Raw genomic sequence first — 21,368 nt, 5'->3', positions numbered from 1 at the left:
GGAATAATAATATTGATATATTGACATATTAATATTATTATTCCTAAAAGTATTGTATTAACTAGAATAAGGTTATATAATATAAAAGATATAAAGTGGTGATGATAGGAAGAGTATATATAATTGGATTTAGGTATATGAAAATAAAGAACAAGTCAAAGATACGAAGTATACTGACTAGATATTTATTTAAGTATGCTTTATAGAGAGTCGGGAGTGCTGGAAACCTGATATGAAGATTATATGGAAGAACATCCTTGAACAGTTAACTGAAAACTTTAGAGTTAGTAGGCTTAAACGGTAGTCCACCGTTAACAGGGCAAGGTATCGGTAATAACGTTTATCTGTACCTGTGAGAGTGAACATTTTTATATGTTAAATAGGATGGTACCGCGAAATTTTAACCCGTTCCTATATCGAAAGATATAGAACGGGTTTTTTATTTAGTTATATTAAAAATAATAAAAAATTATTTAGACGGGGTTTTCGTATAGCTTAAATTATACATAGGAGGTAAGTTTAATGAAAAGTATTTATGTAAAAGATGTAGCAGCTTTAGCAGATGAGACAGAGGTAGAATTAAAGGGTTGGGTACATAAGATATATGATTTAGGAAAGATAAGCTTTGTAAAGCTTAGAGATAAGACGGGAATTATACAGATTGTTATCGATGAAAGTCTTAATGCTAAATTAAGACTTGAAATGTGTATAGCAGTTAAAGGTAAAAAGGTAAAGAACGAAAAAGCACCTGAGGGAATAGAAGTTCAGGTGGATGAGCTAAAGGTATTAGGTAAAACTTATTATGATAAATTACCTTTTGCAATAAATGCTGGGAAAATTAAAGCAGCTTTAGAAGCACAACTTGATCATAGAACTATAAGTTTAAGAGCTCCAAAGATAATGTCTGTATTTAAAGTGCAGGAGAAAATAGCGGATGCTTTCAAAGACTATTTAAAGGCAAGAAATTTCACAGAAGTATATACACCAAAGATACTTGCATCAGGAACTGAGGGTGGAAGTGAAGTGTTCACAGTTAACTATTTTGATAACAGAGCTTTTCTTGCACAAAGTCCACAATTCTATAAACAGATGATGGTTGGTTCAGGATTTGAAAGAATATTTGAAGTAGGTCACGCATACAGAGCGGAACTTCACAATACTTATAGACATTTAAATGAATATGTAAGTTTAGACCTTGAAATGGGATTTATAGAAGATGAATTTGAAATAATGGAATTAGAAGAAGGTTTTATAAACTATCTATTTAAATATCTTAAAAAAGAATGCGAAAGAGAATTAAAGCTATATGATGTTGAACTTCCAGATGAAATTAAGATTCCTAGAATTACATTATTTGATGCACAGGAAATACTTCTTAAAGAATATGGAAAGAGATCTCCAAAAGGCAATATTGATAATGAAGGAGAAAAATTATTCTCAGAATATGTGAAAAAAGAATATGGCAGTGACTTTGTATTCCTAACAAAATATCCAGCTGCAAAGAGACCAATGTATACAATGCCTGATGGTGAGATAGAAGGAGCTACTAAAAGCTTTGACCTTATATATAAAGGACTTGAAATTACAACTGGAGGACAAAGAATACATGACTATGAAGAATTAGTTGCAAACATTGCTAAGATGGGCTTTAAAACAGAAGAATTTGAATTCTATACAGATAACTTTAGATATGGAATGCCTCCTCATGGTGGTCTTGCTATAGGTCTTGAAAGACTTACTATGAAAATACTAGGTTTAGATAATATTAGAGAAGCATCATTACTTCCAAGAGATATGAAGAGAATAACACCTTAACATAAAAGGACGAAGAAACTTTTATTAGTTGAAAGTGGAAAGTTCAAAATCAGTTAAGAGTTATGAATTAAGAATTAACAAAAGGAGTGACTTTAATGGAACACGTAAGTATCGAAGAGGTTAAGCACATTGCTAAGCTTTCAAAATTAAGCTTTACAGAAGAAGAAACTTCAAAGATAGCTAAGGAATTTGAAGCTATACTTACTCATTTTAAAACTATAGATAATCTAGATTTAAGTGATGTAAACTTAGATGAATATGATGAAGTTAATACAGAATTTAGAAAAGATATTCCACAGGTTTTTGAAGATAAGAAAAAACTTATGCAGAATGTAAAGGATCTTAGAGATGGAGCAATTCAAGTTCCTAAGATAATAGAGTAATTTAATAAAGTTAATAAGGCATATGAAAATAAATAACAAGTCAAAGATAGGACGTATATTTTGAATCTTACAAGGAAACAGGTTCTGATGATAGTGGTGCTATCAGAGGGTTCTGTTAACGTAGTATGATTCAAAATAGACTAGTATACTGACTAGTTATTTATTTGAAGATGCCTAAGATTAGGAGGGAAAGCTTTGGATATAGAAAAGATGTCAGTGGAACAGTTAAGAAACGGGATAAGAGATAAAGTTTTCACATCAGAAGAAATAGTTAAGTCCTATTTTGATAGAATAAAAAAGGTTGACGGAGATGTAAATTCATATTTAACTCTTTGTGAAGAAAATGCAATTAAAGAAGCTAAAAGCATAGATGAAAGAATGGCAAAGGGTGAAAAGCTGGGAAAACTTGCAGGAATTCCTATTGCCATAAAAGATAATATATGTACTGATGGTGTAAGAACTACTTGTGCATCAAAAATGTTAGAGGATTTTGTTCCACCTTATGATGCAACTGTTGTAAAGAAACTTAAAGAACAGGATGCAGTTATAATAGGAAAAACTAATATGGATGAGTTTGCCATGGGTTCTTCTACAGAAAACTCAGCATATAAAACTACTAAAAATCCATATGATTTAGAGAGGGTTCCAGGAGGATCTTCTGGTGGCTCAGCGGCTGCTGTAGGAGCAGAGCTTGCACCAATATCTTTAGGTTCTGATACAGGTGGATCTATAAGACAGCCAGCAGCCTTCTGTGGAGTGGTTGGATTAAAACCTACTTATGGTCTTGTTTCAAGATTTGGTCTTATAGCTTTTGGATCTTCACTAGATCAAATTGGACCTTTTTCAAAGAATATTAGAGACTGTGCACTTACTCTTGAAGTCATAGCGGGAACAGATCCACTAGACAATACAAGTTCTAAGAAAATTGAAGATACTGATTACCTAAATGGAATAGAAGATGGCATAAAAGGTATGAAGGTTGGTGTACCAAAAGAATTCTTAGGTGATGGTTTAGATGAAGAAATAAAAGAGTCAGTAATAAATAGTATTGAAAAGCTTAAAGCTTTAGGTGCGGAAGTAGAAGAAATATCATTACCTATTACAAAGGAAGGCCTTTCAGCTTACTACATAATATCTTCAGCAGAAGCGAGTTCAAACTTATCCAGATTTGATGGTATTAGATATGGTCATAGAGCTAAAGAATATGATGATGTCTACGAACTAATGGAAAAGAGTAGAACTGAAGCATTTGGAGATGAAGTTAAGAGAAGAATAATGCTTGGAAACTATGCCCTATCCTCAGGATATTACGATGCTTATTATAAAAGAGCATTAAAGCTTAAGAAAAAAGTTAAAGATCAGTTTAAAGAAGTATTCTCTAAATATGATATTGTAGTGAGCCCAGTATCACCAGTATTACCATTCAAATGCGGTGAAAAGAAAGGTAATCCACTGGAAATGTATCTTGCAGATATATACACTATAAATATAAATCTTGCAGGTATCCCAGCTATATCTATGCCTTGTGGACAGAGTAAAGAAGGTTTACCTATAGGAGTACAACTTCTTGGACCACATTTTGGAGAAAAGAAAATACTAAGAGCTGCATTGGCTCTTGAAGAAGCTTTAAAAAATGATGGATTCGAATTGAAAAACGGTGCGATTAAATAAAATTCCAAAATAGAAAGGGGGAAAGCAGCGATAATGCTGCATTATTATGAGTTATGAAACTATAATAGGATTAGAAATACATGCAGAACTTAATACAAAGACAAAGATATTCTGCAATTGTTCAACTAAATTTGGAGCTAAACCTAATGAAAATACATGTCCAATATGTATGGGACTTCCAGGAACATTACCTGTGCTAAATGAAGAAGTAGTGAACTTAGCTGTAAAAGCTGGAATGGCATTAAATTGTAAAATAAATAAATTAAATAAGATGGATAGAAAGAATTATTTTTATCCAGATCTTCCTAAGGCGTATCAAATATCTCAGCTTGATATACCTATATGTGGACCTGGTCATGTAGAGATTGAAACTGAGAACGGAGAAAGAAGTGTAAGATTAAACAGAATACACATAGAAGAGGATGCAGGAAAACTTGTGCATTTAGAGTATGAACCCTATTCTCTTATAGACTACAATCGTGTAGGTGTTCCTCTTATAGAAATAGTTACAGAACCAGATATGCGTTCTCCACAGGAAGCAGTAACATTCCTTAGAACATTAAAGGCTATTCTTGAATATGGTGGTATTTCTGATTGTAGAATGGAACAAGGTTCTTTAAGATGCGATGCCAACATATCCCTTAGAGAAGTTGGTAAAGAGGAATATAACACTAAAGTAGAAATAAAGAATATAAACTCTTTCAGAGAGCTTCAAAAGGCACTTGAAAAAGAAGAAAAACGTCAAAAAGAACTTTATGATTTTGGAGAATCCTTTAGAATAGTTCAGGAAACAAGAAGATGGGATGCTGGTAAAGGAAGAACTGTAACAATGAGAAGCAAGGAAGATGCTAATGACTACAGATATTTCCCAGAACCAGATATAATACCTATAGTAATTAAAGATGAGATAATTGAAAAAGTTAAAGAAGATATGCCTGAACTTCCAGAAGAGAGAAGAGAAAGATTCATAAAGGAATATGGACTTTCAGAAAAAGAAGTAAATATTTTAGTTTCTGATAAGCATTTTGCAGAGTACTATGAAGCTGTTGTTGCTTTAGGTTCCGATGCAAAGAGTGTATCAAACTGGATGCTCTCAGATATGCTTAGACTTATAAAAGAACAGGAGCTTGAACTTAAGGATATTCCTGTAAATAAAGAAGATATGGCATCACTTTTAAAAATGGTTGCTGGCAAAAAACTAAGTGTAACTTCTGCAAAGGGTGTCTTTGAGGATATGTTTAAAACAGGTAAACATCCTGAAGACATTGTAAAGGAAAAAGGATTAGTACAAATAAGTGATACAGGTGCTATTTCTGAAATAGCTGTTTCAGTGTTAAATGCAAATCCACAGTCAGTAAGTGACTATAAGGCCGGAAAAACTCAAGCTGTAGGATACCTTGTAGGTCAGGTTATGAAGCAGAGTAAGGGTAAAGCAAATCCTAAGATGGCAAGAGATATATTGGAAGAGAAGATAAAGGAAATGTAATTTATTTAAAATAATATTTCAATATGAAATTATATGTTTCTATATTGAAACTATAAATATAGAATTTTTAGCTAATTCCACATAATATTTTTATTAATATATTATGTGGAATTCATACTTTTCTTTATATAACACTATTTTTGTTTTTTAAACCATATCTTACTAAAGTGACTTAATTCTAATTAGCAGAATGTTAATTAAATTCCTTATATAATTATTTTTATTTGACTAAATAACAACTTATTATATGATATTATAAAGTTGTTATAAGTAACAACCTTTTAATAATATAAGAGTGGTTTTTTTAAAATATAAAGATATATAAGAATAAAATCAAATTGCATCATGAAATTAAAAGTTGTATAGATTCTATAATTTTAAATTATAACACCAATAATTTTATACACAATAAATTATTGGTGTTATAATGTTTTTTTGACTAATTATAGCGTGTATCTTCTATTATAAATATAGTAGATATTATTGACATCAGGGTTACTATAGTGTACTATTTAAATATAACACATAGAAGAATATGTATTAATATTTTAATTGAAGGGAAGAGATATATGTTAGAAGTATCAAAATTAAGTAAAAGCTATGGTAAAACAGAAGCAGTAAAAAACGTTAGCTTTACAGTGAATGAGGGGGAAATAGCAGTACTTGCAGGTCCTAATGGAGCAGGTAAATCTACAATAATTAAGTCTGTGGCAGGATTATTGAAATATGAAGGTAAAATAGAAATTTGCGGTTATGACAATAAGAGTATTAAAGGTAAGAGTATGCTGGGATATATTCCTGAAATGCCGTCATTATTTCCGCTTCTTACAATAAAAGATCACATAACTCTTATGGCTCATGCCTTTAGTATTAAGGAGTACGAGGAAAGAGCAGAAAGACTCTTAAAGCTGTTTGACCTATGGGATAAAAAAGATAAATATGGTAGTGATTTATCTAAGGGAATGCAACAAAAGGTAAGTATATGTTGCGCTCTAATTACTGAACCTAAAGTATTACTAGTGGACGAGCCAATGATAGGACTTGACCCAAAGGCTATAAGAAATATGAAAGAAGTTATGCTTGAACTTAAAAAGCAAGGAGTTTCAATAGTTTTAAGTACTCATCTTCTTGATTCTGTTGAGGAACTTTGGGATAGAATAATTATTATGAAAAATGGTGAATTTGTGTTATCTAAGGCTAGAGATGAGTTTGATAAGCAATCTGAATCCTTAGAAGATATATTCTTCAAGGTTACGGAGGAATAAGGTATGAAGGCTTTAGTTTATTTATTAAAAACAAGTATGATTAATTATTTTAAGAGGATTAAGGAAAAGCCTCAAAAAGCATTGGGAATAATTTTTGGACTGATTTGGGTTGCAATTATACTTTTACCACGTAATAAGTCCTCTAATGGAGAGCTGCCACTTACAGTAGTTATAAGTATACTTGTAGTATTAACCATGGTAACAGTCCTTTTTTCATTATATAGTGGAACAAAAAAAGTTAAATCGAAATTTAATATGAGTGATGTAAACCTAATATTTGTATCACCAATAAAACCACAAACTGTAATGGTCTATGGTATAGTAAAAAAGATTGCACTAGAATTTTTCACATCAATGTATGTATTATTTCAAATTACAAACTCTATGAAGAATCTCAATATAACAGTATTAGCAAAAATTCTATTTATCATAGTCTATATTATCTTTCAACTTATTCTATGTAATATTTTAAAGTTATTTATTTTCGCAGTATGCAGCAGGTACAAAAAAGTTGGCAATATAATACGAAATTTTATAAAGGCATTTAGTATTGTAGTAATTGTTTTAATAGCATTTATCATAGTAAAAGGTGATATTAAAAATTCCTTTATAAAAGTTGGAGATACTATAACGTACAGTTTATTTTTTAAGTATATACCTATATTTGGATGGATGAGAGAAATAGCTGTTCAAACTATTACTGGTGTTAAAGTATCTTATTACATATATATAATATTAATTTTATTGCTAAGTGCAATATTACTTTATATAACTTACAATATAAAGCTGGATTTTTATGAGGACATGTTAAATTCAGCAGAAATTAATGAAGACATAAAAGATATAAAAAGTGGAAAAGTGCCTTCAAATAAACGTAAAAAAGGCCTTATGATTAAGCCTTTTAAGAATATAGGCTTAGACCTTAAAGAAATATATGGATCTAAAGTCTTACTATTTAAACATATGAATGAATATTCAAAGAGAAGTTTCATATTTTTTATAAATACCTATTCAGTAATACTACTATTAATTTCAGTGATTCTAGGCATTTTTGCAAAGAGTACTGATATAAAAATTGTATTTATTATGTCTGCAGGTCTGTTGTTTTTTAGCTCTGGATTTGGTGGTAAAATATATAATGAGATAAGCCATTATTTTATATTTCTTTTGCCAGATAGTCCTCAGAAAAAAATATTTTATGGTATAGCTTCTTCACTTATAAAGATGATTTCTGATGCTGCTATTTTATTTATACCATTTGGAATTCTAAGTAGAAAATCAATATTTGAAATATTACTCTGTATAATTTGCTATGTTGTTTTAGGTGGTATGCTTTCCTACAGTGGACTTTTTGCTTTTAGGATTGCGCATATGTTAGGTTTTACAGAACAAATGGCTAAAGGTATAATATTTATGTTATTCCAGTTAATATTAGTTGTTCCAATTGCTATAATAGTACTGATATTTATATTTTTACTAAAAGATTTTAGTGGATATGCCATTTATCTTGCATTCTTAATATATGGCATTGGTGCTGCAACTTTAATATCCTTAGGCTGTGATGGAATATTTAATGATATGGAAATAGACTAAAATAAGGCTTAAGTAAGAACTGAATATATATTCATAATTTTTTAATTGATATTTTATATATTTCATAATATTAGGTTTACATTGAGTTATGTTAGTACTACCAATATTATTTAGATATATTTATAAATAGCAACAGTCAGGTTCATATAAAAACATGAAGATTTTAAAGCTAGAGGAGTATAAAAAGCTTTTTTGAATGAATAGAAGTAAATTTGATAGATTGATATAAAAATTTTCCTACTGTATAATATGTAAGTACAAGATATTGTGTTCGGGAGGATTAATATATGCTATATGTAGTAAAACGTGATGGTAGAGAGGTAGAGTTTAACTCTATCAAGGTTAGTAATGCCATAAAAGGTGCGGCTGAAGAAATTGGATTTAGTATTAAAATGAGCGAAGTATTAGAGCTTACACAAGAGCTTATAATGAAGCTTGAGAAAATGGAATTGGAGAGAGTTACTGTAGAAGAAATTCAAAATATGGTGGAAAAAACTCTTTTACATAAAGGCTATAAGGAGATAGGTGTAGCTTATTCAAATTATAGAAAAGAAAGAACTAAGGTTAGGGATATAAAATCGGATTTGATGAAAGCAATATCTCAAATAGGAATAGAGACGGATAGAGATAATGCCAATGTAGGAAATAATTTTAGTTCTAAATTGCTTAGAATAGCTAGTGAATCAAATAAGTGGCATAATCTTGCTAAGATGTCTAAAAGACTTGCTAAAGCTCATGAGAACGGTGATGTATATTATCATGATTTAGATAGTTACAATTTAACTGTTAACTGTTTACACATACCCACAAAAGAAGTTTTACTTAAAGGGTTTAATACAGGTTATGGTAATATAAGGCCACCAAAGAGAATAGAATCTGCCGCAGAACTTTCATGCATCTTGCTTCAATCAACTCAGAATGATATGTTCGGTGGACAGTCTCATCCTGATTTTGATAATGATATGGGGGAATTTGTGCCTCCAACAAGAGAAGAAATTAAAAGTGAACTTAGAGAATGTGGAGTAGATGAAGGAAAAATAGATGATATAGCTGAAAAAAAATTAGTGAAATCTGTAGAGCAGGCTATGCAGGGAATTGTATATAATTTGAATACTATGCACAGTAGAGCTGGATCACAGGTTCCATTTTCATCAATAAATTTAGGAATTCCAAAGGATAAAGATGCTGCACTTGTATGTGAAGTATTTTTAAAAGAGTATGCAAAGGGCCTTGGAAGAGGAGAGCAACCTATTTTCCCTAACATAATATTCAGAGTTAAAGCTGGGGTTAATAGAGAACCAAATGATCCATATTATTATCTATATAAACTTGCATGCGATGTAGCGGCAAAGAGAATGAATCCAACATTTATGAACATTGATGCAACTTTTAATAAGAAGTATTATGATCAAGGAGTTATACCTGCCACTATGGGGTGTAGAACCTATGTGTGTTCAAATGTAAATGGAGAACCAGGAACAAAGGGCAGAGGTAATATTGCACCTACTACTATAAACTTACCTAGAATAGGTATAGTTGCAAAGGGTGATATAGGTAAATTCTTTGACGCTTTAGATGTAAGATTAGAACTAGCAAAGGATAGCCTTATTGATAGATACAATAAACTTAAGCATTTAAGATCAAAAGACTTACCTTTTGTTGTAGGTCAAGGACTTATGAAGGGATCAGAAAATTTATTGCCGGATGATTCTATTGAACCTATATTAAAACAGGGAACTTGGGGTATAGGGTTCATAGGACTTGCAGAGACACTTGTTGCATTAACGGGAAAGCATCATGGTGAAGATGAAAAATCAAGAGAACTTGGTATAAAGATCATAAAATATATAAGAGATTACACAGATAAACTTACTGAAGAAACTAAGCTTAATTGGAGTTGTTATGCTACTCCGGCTGAAGGATTAAGTGGTAAATTTGTTCCTAAGGATAAGGCTGTATTTGGATTAATACCAGGTGTTACAGATAAAGAGTACTATACAAATAGTTATCATATACCTGTAGGATGCAATATATCAATAAAGGATAAAATAGATATAGAAGCTCCATATCATGAATTATGTAATGGAGGTCATATTAGCTATATAGAATTAGATAACTATCCAGATGGAGATACTATTAAAGATATAATAGATTATGCATATAAGAATACTAATATAAGTTATATGGGTATTAATTTCCATATAAGATATTGTAAAATCTGTGGAACTTATCTTTACAATGGAGAGCATGAATGTACAGAATGTGGAAGTACGGAGATACAAGGGGTATCTAGAGTCACAGGATATTTAAGTCTTGATGAGAGATTTGGTAAAGGAAAGTATGAAGAGAGAGCAGACAGAGTATCACAGGCAAATGGTCAGCACGTTTATGATATCTAAATTGTTTGAAATATAAGGCTTAAATTGGGTAAACTAGTAAGAGACTATATGGTATTTAAATTTGGAGCTATGGGATGTTAGGCATGTGAAAATAAATAGCAAGTCAAAATAGACTAGTATACTGACTAGTTATTTATTTGAAGATGCCTTAGGAAAGGAAGAGAATTTTATGAGTAATAATAAAATTAGACTTGCGGGAATGATTTATGAAAGTTTAAGTAATGGTCCTGGCCTTAGAAGAGTACTATTTTCCCAGGGGTGCAAGCATAATTGTAAATCCTGTTTTAACTCGCATACACATTCCTTTGAAGGTGGAGAGCTAATGGATATGGATCATATTATAGAGGATATAGTAAACAATCCCATGCTTAGAGGAGTAACTTTTAGTGGTGGAGATCCTCTAGAGCAGGCAGAGAAGTTTGCTTATATTGCAAGGCGTGTTAAAGAAAGTGGAAAGAGTGTTTGGGTTTATACGGGATATACTTTTGAAGAAATACGTAGTGCTAGACGTGAAAATCCAAGTTGGGATAAGCTTCTTAATTATGTAGATGTACTTATAGATGGTAAGTTTGATATAGATAAAAAAGATGAAAAACTAAAATTTAGAGGATCTACAAATCAAAGAATTATTGATATTAAAAAGAGTTTAATTACAGGAGAGGTTTGTACTATCAATTGTTAATATTAAACTAAATATATTTATTTGAACACGCCTAATATGTTCTATACTATTCAAAATAGAAATAAAAGTTTCAGGTGAATGTAAAGATTCTATTTAATAAGGTGCATTATTTTAAGTATGGGTAACTTAAAATAATGCACCTTATTATTATTAAACTTTAACCTGACTAACTTGGTGTAAGTCTCCCACGCACTCTGTGAAAGCGATTCACACCAAGTTAAAATTTGGGTTCTCTACTTTTCTTAAAGTGGGAGTCCAACGCCAAGTAAGCCATGCATTCGCAGTTCTAAAATTCAGATGGGGTAAAAGAATCCCCATCTGAATTTTAGAACTTGCTTCAATTTACTTTTTTTCGGATTTAGTAATGTTAGTTATTTTATCTTCCACGTTATACAATGATGACAGCATTTTCCAACCTTTTGAATTATATATTTGTCCTAATTCATTTTGTGCAGCAGTTAGTTTGTTACCTAAGTATGAAGTCTTACTTTCAAGATCTAATATTTTATTTTGCTTTACATTAAGTTCTTCATTTGTATTTTTTAGTTCCACATTTAAATTAGATATATGATTTTCTTTTTCTGCCAGTGTTTTGTTTAGTGCTGATACTTCTGTTAATAAATTATCTAACTTATCATTTAAGTCAGCATTTTTATTAAGGAATTCATTAATTTTCATTTGAAGAAAGTTAATTTGATGATTTGATTGAATCAGTTCATCTGTAATATTTATTTTTGGAGTATCTCCAAAAGTATATATATTTTTAGGAAGACTATCTTTTATAATTTTAACATGATTTTCTAGTACTGATTTATCTTTAATAATTGATGCAGAGTAATCTACAGGAGTACTAAGTATTTCCTCTGATAAGCGCTTAATATCTTCAAGTGAACTAAATAAATATTTTTCTAAATTTCTATCTTCAAGAAAAAATCTTGATTTTTCTTGAGCCATTAATATAAAAGGTACGTTATGAATGTATGAAAATATGGAACCATGCAATGAACAAGTAATTACAAATTTAAACTTTCCAATGAGAGTAAATATTTCTAAGGGTTTCATTATAGGCAGCATATAAGAATTTGGTATTTTTCTGGATAAATAGTTCATGTAATCATAATCATTGTTGTAATGAGTTATTGGTATAAAATATATATCATAAGGTAATTTAGATAGCCATTCTATAAATAAGTTTTCCTCTTCTTTAGAAATGATATTGGGAAGCATATGTATACCTATAGAAGGTCTCTCTATTTTAATCTGTAAATCAGCTATGTCGTTTAAAAGCATAGTAGTACAAGGGACTATAAAACTTTTCTTATTTATATAGTTTGCTTTTTCTCTATCACCAGTGCTTCTAAAGGTTACATATCTATAATCATTTAGATAATTCAAATCAGTGGGACGATCAACAACCCCCATGGAATTTAGTATATGATTTCCTGGTACCTTAAATTTATCATAAAAGAAATCTTGATTCTTACGAATAAGATGACCTCCACCAATTATTATACAATCATAATAAGATGAATTGAAATTTCCAGCTACAAGTTCATCAAAACCTACATTTAATTTGGTTAATATTTTTCTAAGGCTTAGTCCAATAGCCACATCTCCAGTATTACCACTTATGTTATCATATAATATTCCAATGTTTTTTTTCATTTATTTATCCTCCTCACAACAATAAGTAAGTATCTTTACTTCATTAGTTCCTGTAGGCTTTTTCTCAAAGTGTAGTTTATTACTTTGAATTCTTTCACCATTTTTCATGGCACTAATAAAAGGTTCTACTCCATCAAGAGGAAAAGTCAATATTGCAGTTTTGTAGTGCATAGGTATTACTATAGAACTATTGAGTTTTTTGCAAAGTTCTTTAGCCTCAATGCCATTTATGGTGAAGTTTCCACCTACAGGTATAAGCAATATATCTATATCTCCTAGGGCATCTATTTCTTCTTCACTTAAAACATATCCAAGATCACCTAGATGACATATCCTATATCCATCTACTTCTATGATAAATATAGTGTTTTTACCTCTTATTACTCCCAATTGTTTGTCGTGATAGGAGGGCAGACCTATAATATTTAAATTAGGGAAGCTATGTATTCCAACCTCATCAACAATTATAGGGTCACCCTTTATTTCCTCTGTATAGCAATGATCAAAATGTGAGTGACTTATAGTTACAAAGTCCGCTTTATCTTTATAGATTTCATATCCAACTTTATCGTTAAAGGGATCAGTTAAAATTAACCTTCCTCTTGAATCTCTTATTAAGAAACTTGAATGTCCAAGCCAAGTTATTTCCAAAGAAATCATCTCCTCTGAACTACCACAATTATATTTTAATACTTAGGTATATTATATTCCAAAGTATAGGAATATAATTGTATTAATATACATATTTATAAAAAGTTAATACAAAATATAAGGAAAAGAAAAAGATTTAAAGGATAGTGTAGTAGTTTGTAGAATATAATCTATTACTAACTAATTTACCACAAGGGAGATTTCATATGAAAAAAGTTTTTTATGCTAATATTTTTTTCTTTATTTTAATTCTGATTCAAATTGGAGGTTCCTATTTATTAAAGCCCGTTGTAGTGTTATTTCATTTGAATTTACCAAGTATTCTTGTTACAACCCAAATTGTATTTTTAATAGTTCCTATAATAATATATTTAGTGGTAACAAAACAATCCGTGGCTAAAACATTGAGAATAAGGCCTTTAAAAATAAAGGACTTAGTTTTAGTAATAATTACAGGATTCTTAATATATCCCATTGCTTCATTTTTAGGGCTTATAACAAATTTGGTATTTCATAATAATGTTAATGATGTACTAGGGAAAATGAGTAGTTTACCACTTATGGTTATGATAATTGTTATAGCGTTAACTCCTGCTATATGTGAGGAACTTACTATGAGAGGAGTTATATTATCAGGGTATAAAAAAATAGGTATTCATAAGGCTGCCATTATAACCGGATTTTTATTTGGTGTTCTCCACTTAAATCCTTCACAGTTTTTATATACCTTCGTACTTGGAATTATTCTAGCTTATATGGTTGATGCAACAGGAAGTATATTTGCATCCATGATATGTCATTTTATATTTAATGGAATAAATGCTATAGCTTCATGGAACAGCTTAAAGAGTGGAACAAAGGCCCAGGATATAACAGCTTTATCCCCAGCAATGAGAAATACAGCATTAATTATTTTCTTAATTGCTTCTATCATAAGCGTTATAATAATTATTTCAATAATAAGAACTATAAAAAAGAGAAATAGGATCTATATAGAAATAAGAGAAGAACAGGAAGAGGCTATGAATTCAAGAGATTATAATTATTCTGAGTTAGATGAATCTGTATCTGCTATAAAGCTATATTCACCTATTATTATAAGTGTTATAGTATATATCTTGTTTACACTAAAATACCTATAGATAATATAAATGAGTAGTAACTTAATATGAGCAGCCTTAGTTATTAGAAAATCTACGATTATTGTTAATTGACAAAAAAATCATAATATAATATAATATGATAATATGAAATCTGTAAAAAGTTAATTCGATAATAGCTGAGATTAGGAAGAGTACTTATTTATTTTGCGCGAAGAGAGTGGGGGAATGCTGAGAACCCATAGCAAGTGTTTAAGGAAAATCACCTAGGAGCTGAGAGCTGAAATTAAAAGTAAGCTTATCCGTAATTTTACGTTAAAGAATAGAGTATGATTGTACTTGATGGCTTATTATTTAGGTGGTATAGCGAATTAACTTCGTCCTATTTAGGATGGAGTTTTTTTATTCTATAATAAATCTAATTGATTTTTACAAGGTAATGATTTAGAGTGTTGAAAGTTGTTAATAATTTATAGGGTATACAAGAATTGGGTATAGACAATAGGGTAAGATTAATTAAAAATTAAGTATATAAATTGATATATAAAGTCATTTGAAGGGAGTTCTATGCTATGTACAAGAAAGTGGATGCTTCTAAGTCCTTTGTTGATATGGAAAAAGATGTATTGAAGCTTTGGCAACAAAAAGAGGTAATTAAGAAAAGTTTTGAATCTAATCAAGATGGTGAATATTTTACATTCTATGATGGACCACCTACAGCTAATGGAAAACCACATGTAGGACATGTAATTACTAGAGTTATGAAAGATCTTATACCTAGATATAAAGTTATGAAGGGATATAAGGTTTTAAGAAAAGCTGGTTGGGATACTCATGGACTTCCAGTAGAACTTGAAATAGAAAAGAAACTTGGAATTTCAGGGAAGCCTCAAATTGAGGAATATGGTGTTGAAAAATTTGTTACAGAATGTAAGGATAGTGTTTTTTCCTATGTTAGTCTTTGGAAGGATATGTCTGAAAAATTAGGTTTTTGGGTTGATATGGATAATCCATATGTAACTTATCATAATGATTATATAGAATCTGTTTGGTGGGCATTAAAAACTATGTGGGATAAAGACCTTTTATATAAGGGACATAAAATAGTTCCATACTGCCCAAGATGTGGAACATCTCTATCTTCTCACGAAGTTGCTCAAGGTTATAAGGATGTAAAGGAAGCTACGGCTTTTGTAAAGTTTAAAGTTAAAAATGAAGATAATAAATACATACTTGCATGGACAACAACTCCATGGACTTTACCTAGTAATGTAGCTCTTGCAATAAACAAGGCCTACACTTATGTTGAAGTTATAAATAATGATGAACATCTAATTCTCGCAAAGGAACTTTTAAGTGTACTTGAGGGAGAATATGAAGTAGTAAAAGAGTTTAAGGGAGAAGAATTACTTGGAACAGAATACGAGCAGTTATTTAAATTCGAAACTCCTAAGGAAAAAGCTTTTTATGTAGTTCATGGAGATTTTGTAACTCTAACAGATGGTACTGGAATAGTTCATATAGCACCTGCTTATGGTGAAGACGATAGTTTACTTGGTAAAAAATGTGGATTACCTTTAATAAATTTAGTTGACTTAGAAGGAAAATTTGTAGATTCAGTAGAGCCTTGGAAAGGCATGTTTGTAAAAAAAGCTGATCCTAAAATACTTGAATACTTAAAAGAAAATGGAAGTCTTTATAAATCAGAAAAGTTCACTCACTCCTATCCTCATTGCTGGAGATGTGATACACCGCTTCTTTACTATCCAAAGGATAGTTGGTTTGTAAAAATGACTTCATTACGTGATAAATTACTTGAAAATAACAATAGAATCAATTGGTATCCTAATAACATTAAGACAGGAAGATTTGGAAAATTCCTTGAAAATGTTATTGACTGGGGTATTAGTCGTGATAGATATTGGGGTACACCACTGCCAATATGGGATTGTGAATGTGGCCACAGAGAATGTATAGGCAGCATAGAAGAACTTAAAGCTAAAGGAATAAATGTACCAGAAAACATTGAACTTCACAAACCATACATAGATAAAGTTAAATTAACTTGTCCAGTATGTGGAAAGCCAATGACAAGAACACATGAAGTTATTGACTGCTGGTTTGATTCTGGATCTATGCCTTTTGCGCAGCATCATTATCCATTTGAGAATAAGAAGTTGTTTGAAGACAATTTTCCAGCTCAATTTATATCAGAAGCAGTAGATCAGACTAGAGGATGGTTCTATACTCTACTTGCTATATCTACGGCTATATTTGATACAAATTCTTTTGAAAATTGCGTAGTCTTAGGTCATGTACTTGATAAGCATGGATTAAAGATGTCAAAGCATAAAGGGAATGTTGTAGATCCATTTGCGGTACTTGAACATCAAGGTGCAGATGCTGCAAGATGGCATTTTTATACTGCAAGTGCTCCTTGGCTTCCAACAAGGTTCTCAGAGGATGATGTAGCTGAAACTCAGAGAAAATTCTTAAGTACACTTTGGAATGTATATTCCTTCTATGTACTTTATGCTGAAATAGATAAATTCAATCCTTCAGAACATAAGGACTTTGTATCTGAAAATGTTATGGATAAATGGATTGTATCAAAATTGAATACTTTAATTAAAGAAGTAGATGAAGATCTAAATAGTTATAAAATAACTCAAGGTGCATTAGCTATTGAAAACTTTGTAGATGAACTTTCTAATTGGTATGTAAGAAGAAATAGATCAAGGTATTGGACTACTGATCTTACAGAAGATAAGATAGGTGCTTATACAACACTATACAATGTGCTTGTAACTTTAAGTAAAGTGGCTGCACCATTTATACCATTTATGACAGAACAGATTTATCAGAGTTTAGTAGTAGCTTTAGATCCTAAGGCTAAAGAAAGTGTTCACCTATGCAGTTGGCCTGAATACCATGAAAAACTTGTAGATAAAAAGCTAGAAAATGATATGGATCTTGCTTATAAGACAGTTAAACTTGGTAGAAGTGCTAGAAATGCTGCTAATATAAAGAACAGACAGCCACTTGGAGAAATGCTTCTAAGTACAAAGGCTATACCAGCTTATTATGGGGACATTATAAAAGATGAACTTAATGTAAAAGAAATAGTATTTGGAGCAGATCTTTCTAAGTATGTTAACTTTGAAATAAAGCCTAATTTACCTATACTTGGAAAGGCTTACGGAAAGTTAATACCAGGTATAAGAAAAGCAATAGGAGCAAAGAATCAAATGGAACTTGCAAAGTCCATAAATGCTGGAGAAACTGTTAAGATAGAGGTTCAAGGAACAGAGATAGAACTTAATAGCAGTAATTTACTTGTAACAATGCAAGGATTAGAGGGTTTTGCTTTTGCTGGAGAAGGGGAACTAGGTATAGTACTTGAAACTACCATAACTCCTGAACTTAGAGAAGAAGGATATGTAAGAGAAATACTAAGCAAGATTCAAAATATGAGAAAAGAAAGTGGTTTTGAAGTTGCAGATAAAATAGCTATTTATATAGCTGAAAATGAAAAGCTTGAGGCTATAATTAAAAAGTTTGAAGATGATATAAAAAGAGAAACTCTTGCTCTTGAAGTAATATACAATAATGATAGAGAATATGCAGAATGTAATATTAATGGAGAAACTCTTAAGTTAGCTGTAGAAAAAAGAGTTTAATCAAAATTTTTAGGTGAATTTGTAATTAGGTAAAGCTATGCTCATTAAATCAGCGTAGCTTTACTTTAAAATAATTATTATTAAAAAAATGTCATGAAATACATAAATAAGTTGTAAATAGCAGTATAATATACATAAATAGTAACAGATATGGTTGAAAATTTGTATACGTTTTAATGGTTGATAATAAATTTAAAAATAAAAGTTAGGAGTGATACTAATGGCAGCTTCAATTAAAGATGTGGCTAAAGAAGCAGGAGTATCCATAGCTACTGTTTCAAGAGTTTTAAATGATGTAGATGTGGTAAACGAAGAAACAAAGAAAAAAGTTAGAGTAGCAATTAAAAAATTAGATTATAGACCTAACATTATAGCTAGAAGCTTAAAGACTCAAAGAACAAGAACTATAGGTATAGTTATACCTGATATTTCTAGTCAGTTTTATCCTGAGATAGTTAGAGGCGCAGAGGATGTAGCTAATATTTATAACTACAATGTTATACTTTGTAATACAGATTTGGATGCAGAAAAAGAGATAGAATACATTAGGGTTTTAAGAGAGAAAATGGTAGATGGTGTTATGTATATGAGTAACTGCCTTGAAGATAACATATTAAAAATGTTAAACGATTTATCTATACCTACAGTATTGGTAGAAACAAGAGGAAAGGATTATGGATTCCCCAGTGTAACTATTGATAATGAAAAGGCTGCATATGAAGCTACAGAATATCTAATTAAAAAAGGAAATAAGAAAATTGCTTATGTAGGTGTAAATCCTGAAACCGAAAATGCCAGTGCAGTAAGATTTAATGGATATAAAAATGCCATCCTTGACAATGGACTAGACTACAATGAGGATTTGGTTCAATTTGGTGGACTTAAAGCAGCCGACGGAAGAGATGGTATGGAGGCTATAATACATAAGGGAAAAGTTGATGCAGTTTTCTGTGCTAGTGATGAAGTGGCTATGGGTGTTATCAATACTCTAAGAGATAATGGTATAAAAGTACCAGAGGATGTAGATGTAGTAGGATTTGATAATATATATGCATCATCAATTTATTATCCAAAGCTTACAACAGTAGAACAGCCAATGTATGATATGGGATCTGTTGGTATGAGAATGCTTATAAAAGTAATTAACAAAGCGGGAATTGACCAAGAACATATAGTATTGGATTATAAGCTGATTGAAAGAGACACTTGTAAGAAATAAAGAGTATCAAGGGGTGACTATTTGCCCTTTGATGCTTTGTTTTTTATGATGAACTATGTGGATTATATATTAAGAGTTAAAAGGAGTAACAGTTGTTATGATGATAGAACATAATTTAATAAACATCCCACAAATGATTTTAATAGGATCTTCAGGACGTAATAGTGGAAAAACAACTCTTGCAGTGAAGCTCATTGAGAAGTGGAAAGATAAATTTCCAGTAATAGCATTAAAAATTACAACTATAGAGAAAAAGGATGGGAAATGTCCAAGAGGTGGAAAAGGTTGTGGAGTTTGTACAAATATTCAGGAAAATTTTCAATTAATAGAAGAGAAGAATATGAGTTCTAACAAGGATACATCACTTCTGCTATCTTCTGGAGCCGAAAAAGTATATTGGCTTAAGGTATTAAGAACTCATATTAGTGAGGGGATTGAATCATTCTTATCCATAATTCCAGAAGATTCTCTTATAATCTGTGAATCCAATAGTCTCCGTAAAATTGTTAAACCAGAAGTTTTTATAATGCTAAAGAATACTAAAGATTCCAGTATTAAAAAGTCAGCTGAAGAAGTTATGGATAAAGCTGATTTGATTGTAGAAGGGGATTTTTTAGATGATATTGATAGGATAGTTGGAAAAGTGAGTGTAGAGAGAAAGAACGGACTAGTGAGTACAAAGATAAAAATATGACGAATATAAATGTAAACAGATATGTCATGAAAGATGGATTTTTAGTCATGAAAAGTTTTTAATGACTAATTAATAGTTTTAGCCTTATAGAATTTCCACATAAATAAAAAACATAAGCAGAGGACAAGGGTTACCACAAGGCCTCCTTCAGGACCAAATTTTCCACCGTTAACTATATTATCAATAGTGTTTCTAACATTGAATATTCCATTAGCTTCATTACCACTTACTAGAAATCCAAATACATTGCCCTCAAAATAATTCCAGGTTATATGAAACCCAATGGATAACCAAAGGTTTTTTGATTTAATAGTCATATACATGGCTAAAAGGGCAAATAAAAATAAATTTACATAACTAAGAAGGCTAATCCCTGAATTTAAAGAATGCATAATAGCAAATATAATAGATGATACTATGATAGCAATCCACTTGTTGGTAGACTGTCTAAGTACGGTAAAGCAGTAGCCCCTGGCAAACATCTCTTCATTTATACCAACGAAAATAAATAATATTAGACCTGTTAATGCAGAAATGTTAAAATTAGGTCTATTTAAAGAACCTATAGGTTTTATATTCCCCGTGGTAAATAATATAAAGAAGACTATAGTTAAAGCTATTCCACCAAGAATTAATCCTTTAATAAGATCACTGTAACCATTTTTTATATTTATTAAACCAATATTTTTTATAGGCTTTTTATCAAGTTTTTTCCAGAAAATAAATATGCTTAGTATCATACAAAGACATTGAAGAAGCATAGTTATAAAGCCCATGGGTGTATTTAGATTTAATGCATTATCTATATGACCTGAATAATTGTTAAAGGAATTTGGATCTGATAAAAATTTAGATAATGAATAAATAGCTATAGTAATTATCTGAGTTAAGCTTGTTATAAGAATGAAAAAAATAAATACAATAGCTATTTTCCAACCTGACCTTACTTGAGAATTTCTACTCATAAAAATGTTTTTAAGCATAGGGTAAAACCTCCTGTGATATTTTTAAATTATAAGGCATATTCAAATAAATAACTAGTCAGTATGCTAGTCTATTTTGAAT

15 protein-coding genes and 1 other annotated feature are annotated in these 21,368 nt (G+C 30.6%); of the genes, 12 read left to right on the top strand and 3 right to left on the bottom strand.

Features of this window, described 5'->3' with window-relative positions; translation table 11 throughout:
- Positions 1 to 522: 522 nt before the first annotated feature.
- The 8 genes from aspS to nrdG all read left to right on the top strand — a co-directional run bounded on the left by aspS (position 523) and on the right by nrdG (position 11,294).
- Positions 523 to 1,815, top strand: coding sequence for an aspartate--tRNA(Asn) ligase (aspS, locus tag RH99_RS07455; protein WP_010236051.1), 1,293 nt, complete (start codon positions 523 to 525; stop codon positions 1,813 to 1,815).
- Between the two features lie 95 nt (positions 1,816 to 1,910).
- Positions 1,911 to 2,198, top strand: coding sequence for an Asp-tRNA(Asn)/Glu-tRNA(Gln) amidotransferase subunit GatC (gene gatC, locus RH99_RS07450; RefSeq protein WP_010236049.1), 288 nt, complete (start codon positions 1,911 to 1,913; stop codon positions 2,196 to 2,198).
- Positions 2,199 to 2,408: 210 nt separating this feature from the next.
- Positions 2,409 to 3,869, top strand: a complete 1,461-nt coding sequence (gene gatA / locus RH99_RS07445; RefSeq protein ID WP_373854703.1) for an Asp-tRNA(Asn)/Glu-tRNA(Gln) amidotransferase subunit GatA — start codon at positions 2,409 to 2,411, stop codon at positions 3,867 to 3,869.
- Between the two features lie 46 nt (positions 3,870 to 3,915).
- A complete protein-coding gene (gatB, locus tag RH99_RS07440; protein ID WP_010236045.1) occupies positions 3,916 to 5,355 on the top strand; it encodes an Asp-tRNA(Asn)/Glu-tRNA(Gln) amidotransferase subunit GatB in 1,440 nt (479 codons plus the stop codon).
- A gap of 569 nt (positions 5,356 to 5,924) precedes the next feature.
- Positions 5,925 to 6,620, top strand: coding sequence for an ABC transporter ATP-binding protein (locus tag RH99_RS07435; protein WP_010236043.1), 696 nt, complete (start codon positions 5,925 to 5,927; stop codon positions 6,618 to 6,620).
- Between the two features lie 3 nt (positions 6,621 to 6,623).
- Complete coding sequence (locus tag RH99_RS07430; RefSeq protein ID WP_010236041.1) at positions 6,624 to 8,213, top strand: putative ABC exporter domain-containing protein; 1,590 nt, start codon at positions 6,624 to 6,626, stop codon at positions 8,211 to 8,213.
- A gap of 287 nt (positions 8,214 to 8,500) precedes the next feature.
- Positions 8,501 to 10,612: an anaerobic ribonucleoside-triphosphate reductase gene (gene nrdD / locus RH99_RS07425; RefSeq protein ID WP_010236038.1), complete on the top strand. Its 2,112-nt coding sequence runs from the start codon at positions 8,501 to 8,503 to the stop codon at positions 10,610 to 10,612.
- Between the two features lie 169 nt (positions 10,613 to 10,781).
- Complete coding sequence (nrdG, locus tag RH99_RS07420; protein WP_010236035.1) at positions 10,782 to 11,294, top strand: anaerobic ribonucleoside-triphosphate reductase activating protein; 513 nt, start codon at positions 10,782 to 10,784, stop codon at positions 11,292 to 11,294.
- Between the two features lie 342 nt (positions 11,295 to 11,636).
- Here the strand turns inward: nrdG and RH99_RS07415 are convergent, their stop codons facing one another.
- Positions 11,637 to 12,959, bottom strand: coding sequence for a polysaccharide pyruvyl transferase family protein (locus tag RH99_RS07415; protein WP_010236033.1), 1,323 nt, complete (start codon positions 12,957 to 12,959; stop codon positions 11,637 to 11,639).
- On the bottom strand, positions 12,960 to 13,610 hold the full coding sequence (locus RH99_RS07410; RefSeq protein WP_010236031.1) for an MBL fold metallo-hydrolase: 651 nt from the start codon (positions 13,608 to 13,610) through the stop codon (positions 12,960 to 12,962).
- Between the two features lie 206 nt (positions 13,611 to 13,816).
- Here RH99_RS07410 and RH99_RS07405 point away from each other — a divergent pair, with 206 nt between their 5' ends.
- From RH99_RS07405 to RH99_RS07390, 4 genes are all read left to right on the top strand, one after another.
- A complete protein-coding gene (locus tag RH99_RS07405) occupies positions 13,817 to 14,752 on the top strand; it encodes a CPBP family intramembrane glutamic endopeptidase (RefSeq protein ID WP_010236029.1) in 936 nt (311 codons plus the stop codon).
- A gap of 130 nt (positions 14,753 to 14,882) precedes the next feature.
- Positions 14,883 to 15,098: a binding site (T-box leader), on the top strand.
- Between the two features lie 184 nt (positions 15,099 to 15,282).
- Complete coding sequence (gene ileS / locus RH99_RS07400; protein ID WP_010236028.1) at positions 15,283 to 18,390, top strand: isoleucine--tRNA ligase; 3,108 nt, start codon at positions 15,283 to 15,285, stop codon at positions 18,388 to 18,390.
- A gap of 220 nt (positions 18,391 to 18,610) precedes the next feature.
- On the top strand, positions 18,611 to 19,609 hold the full coding sequence (locus RH99_RS07395; RefSeq protein ID WP_010236027.1) for a LacI family DNA-binding transcriptional regulator: 999 nt from the start codon (positions 18,611 to 18,613) through the stop codon (positions 19,607 to 19,609).
- A gap of 97 nt (positions 19,610 to 19,706) precedes the next feature.
- A complete protein-coding gene (locus tag RH99_RS07390) occupies positions 19,707 to 20,303 on the top strand; it encodes a DEAD/DEAH box helicase family protein (RefSeq protein WP_010236026.1) in 597 nt (198 codons plus the stop codon).
- Positions 20,304 to 20,368: 65 nt separating this feature from the next.
- Here the strand turns inward: RH99_RS07390 and RH99_RS07385 are convergent, their stop codons facing one another.
- Positions 20,369 to 21,286, bottom strand: coding sequence for a CPBP family intramembrane glutamic endopeptidase (locus tag RH99_RS07385; RefSeq protein ID WP_010236025.1), 918 nt, complete (start codon positions 21,284 to 21,286; stop codon positions 20,369 to 20,371).
- Between the last annotated feature and the right edge of the window lie 82 nt (positions 21,287 to 21,368).

Origin of the sequence: Clostridium arbusti SL206, from assembly GCF_000246895.1 — a bacterium.
GTDB lineage: Bacteria > Bacillota > Clostridia > Clostridiales > Clostridiaceae > Clostridium_I > Clostridium_I arbusti.
This window is presented reverse-complemented; position numbering and strand designations above follow the sequence as displayed.